This is a genomic window from Actinosynnema sp. (genome assembly GCF_052038725.1).
This window is the reverse complement of record NZ_JBQGCX010000902.1, coordinates 1-3011: the sequence shown is the minus strand read 5'-3', so window position 1 is coordinate 3011 and position 3011 is coordinate 1. Positions and strand designations below refer to the sequence as shown.

The following is a 3011-nucleotide window of genomic DNA, read 5'->3' as shown; positions in this document are numbered from 1 at the left end:
GCGGTGGCCCCGCGGGGGGGCCGGCGCCGCGGCCCCCCCCGCGGGGGCGCGCGGGCGGGCCGCCCCCGCGCCCCCCGGGCCGTGGGGGTGCCCGGGGGGGGGCGGGGGGGGGCCCCCCCGACCCGGACCCCGCTCAGGCCCGCGAGCGCGCGGCGGCCAGCGCCGCCACGGCGTCCTCCATCTTCCCGTTCTCCCCGACGAAGGCCCCGCGCACCTGGGCCACCAGCTCGGGACCGGCCTTCTCCGGGCTGCCGCAGTCGAACGGCGGGGCCGGGTCGTACTCCAGGCCGAGCTGGGTGAACCGCGCCCGCTCCTCCCCCAGCAGCTCGGCCAGGACGGTGAGCCCGAAGTCGATGCCCGCCGTGACCCCGCCGCCGGTGATCCGGTTGCGGTCGGTCACCACGCGCTCGGCCACGGCCTCGGCGCCGAGCGGGGCCAGCAGCTCGCGGAACGCCCAGTGCGTGCCCGCGCGGTAGCCGTCGAGCAGGCCCGCGCCGCCGAGCACCAGCGAGCCGGTGCACACCGAGGTGACGTAGCGGGCGGTCGCGCCCAGCTCGGCGGTGAGCGCCAGGGCCTCCCGGTCGAGCAGCGCGGTGGTGGTGCCCGTGCCGCCGGGGACGAACAGGACGTCCACGTCGCGCGGGCAGTCGGCGAACGTGGTGGTGGGCAGCACCTCGAGCCCGCTGTCCGAGGCCACCGGGTCGAGCGTCCGCCACACCAGGTGGATCTCCGCCCACGGGCTCCACACCGCGTGCGGGCCGATCAGGTCGAGGTGGGTGAAACCGGGGTAGAGCAGCATCGCGACGACGGGCCGTTCGGCGGACATCGGGTGACCTCCTGGTTGATCGGGACCTCCTCAGCGTGCCCGCGACCGCCCGCTCGGGTGAGCGGCGTGAACGCCAATGAGTTCTAAGATCGCGCCATGCACCGGGTGGCGGTACTCGCGCAGGACGACGTGGTCGGGATCGAGCTGGCCACGGCCGTGCAGGTCTTCGAGATCGCGAACTTCAAGCGGGGAGCCCCGGCCTACCGGGTGGGCGTGGTGGGGAGCCGGGAGTGGGCGCCGAGCGCGGCGCTGACCGGGCCGCCGTCGTTCTCGGTGCGCGCCGAGCACGACTGGTCGTGGGCCGACGGCGCGGACACCGTGGTGGTCCCGGCGACGGGCGGCTCGCTCGACCCTCCCCCGGCGCGGGTGCGGGACCTGCTGCTCGCCGCCCACGAGCGCGGCGCGCGGGTGGCCTCGCTGTGCGTCGGCGCGTTCACCGTGGCCGCGACCGGGCTGATGGACGGGCGCCCGGCGACCACGCACTGGCACTTCGCCGACGAGTTCGCCCGCCGCTTCCCGGCCGTGCGGTTGGAGACCGACCGGTTGTTCACCGGGCAGGACGGCGTGTACAGCGCGGCCGGGGTGACCGCCGCGCTGGACCTGTGCCTGCACCTGGTGGAGCTGGACCTGGGCGCCGGGGTCGCGGCGGCCACCGCCCGCTACCTGGTCGCGCCGATGCGCCGGGAGGGCGGGCAGTCGCAGTTCATCGACTACACCCCGCCCGCGCGCCCCGACGAGCTGGCCGCGACGCTGCGCTGGGCCGAGGAGCACCTGGCGGAGGACCTGACGCTGGCGGACCTGGCCAGGCACGCGGCGATGAGCCCGCGCACGTTCAGCCGCCGGTTCGCCGCGGGCGTGGGCACGACCCCGGTGCACTGGTTGCTGCGCACCCGCGTGCGCCGGGCGAAGGAGCTGCTGGAGGTGACCGACCTGCCGGTGGACCGGATCGCGCGCGAGGTGGGGTTCCGCTCGCCGAGCACGTTCCGCCACCACTTCGGGCGGTTCACCCGCACCACGCCGCGCGAGTACCGGCGCTCGTTCAGCGGTGGGCGCGGGTGAGCGGACCGGTGCGGAGAGCGCTTGCCCACCCGGTCCGTCTCACCCGTTCGTGGGGAGACGGCATCCGCAAGGGGCACCCCGGTTTTGGCATCCTCTCCAGTGCGGTCCCGGCGCGGGCCGGGCGACGCGGAGAGGAGGTTGGCGCAGGTGGAGGCGGGGCACGAGCGGGCGGGGGGCTCGCGGGAGGACGGGGGTGACGGGGGTCAGGTGGTGTTCGACAGCACCGACCTGGAGACCACCGAGGAGTTCCTGATCAAGCACTACGCGCCGCTGCGGATCGGCAGCTCGACGGGGCGGTCGGGGGCGCGCATCACCAGGGTGGCCGGTGGCGCCGTGAGCGCGGACGAGGTGGCGCTCACGTTCGACATGAACTACAGCGTGGAACCGCTGGGCAAGATCTGCCTGTGCGACATCCGGACCGGCGTGATCGACCGGCACCGGCCCGCGGACTGGCGGGAGGCCGGGACGTTCGGGCCGGGCGACCTGTTCTCGTTCGCCCAGCCGGACCGGCCGTACCAGGGGCGCGCCCGCCAGGCGGGGTACAGCATCACCATGCTGGACCCGGCGCTGCTGAACCAGGTCGTCGGCGGCGAGGAGCAGGTTCGGCTGCTGGACCACCGCCCGGTCGACGCGGTGGCCGCGGCGACCCTGCGGAAGGTGATCGACCACGTGCGGGACGACGTGCTGGCCGCGCCGGGGGCGACCGCGAGCCCGCTGCTGGTGGGGGCCGCGACCCGGTACCTGGCGGCGGCGGTGCTGGACGCCTTCCCGACCACCGCGCCGATCGGGCCGAGCGCGGCGGACCGCCGCGACGCGCACCCGCGCACGGTGCGCAGGGCGGTGGCGTTCATCGAGGCCAACGCGGAGCGGGACCTGAGCGCGGCGGAGATCGCGTCGGCGGCGCACGTGACGCCGCGCGCGATCCAGCTGGCGTTCCGCAAGCACCTGGGGACCACGCCGACCGGCTACCTGCGGCGGGTGCGGCTGGACGGGGCGCGGGCGCAGCTGGCGGCGGCGGAGCCGGGGAGCACGACGGTGACCGAGGTGGCGCTGCGGTGGGGGTACAGCAGGCCGGGGGTGTTCAGCACGCACTACCGGGAGGCGCACGGGGAACCGCCGTCGCGGA

The 3011-nt window shown here is 76.2% G+C and carries 3 protein-coding genes; 2 read left to right on the top strand and 1 reads right to left on the bottom strand.

Annotation, left to right across the window (positions count from 1 at the left end):
- Positions 1–133 precede the first annotated feature (133 nt).
- The gene (locus ACTUAL_RS18665; RefSeq protein ID WP_440901168.1) at positions 134–826 is read right to left on the bottom strand and encodes a DJ-1/PfpI family protein; all 693 of its coding nucleotides are present in this window, start codon (positions 824–826) and stop codon (positions 134–136) included.
- 96 nt (positions 827–922) lie between these two features.
- On the opposite strand from ACTUAL_RS18665, the gene ACTUAL_RS18660 reads away from it, so the two are divergent.
- Both ACTUAL_RS18660 and ACTUAL_RS18655 read left to right on the top strand, forming a co-directional pair.
- A complete protein-coding gene (locus ACTUAL_RS18660) occupies positions 923–1885 on the top strand; it encodes a GlxA family transcriptional regulator (protein ID WP_096495396.1) in 963 nt (320 codons plus the stop codon).
- A gap of 147 nt (positions 1886–2032) precedes the next feature.
- Positions 2033–3011 (top strand): helix-turn-helix transcriptional regulator (locus ACTUAL_RS18655; protein WP_440901169.1); only part of this gene is annotated, 979 nt, incomplete at its 3' end.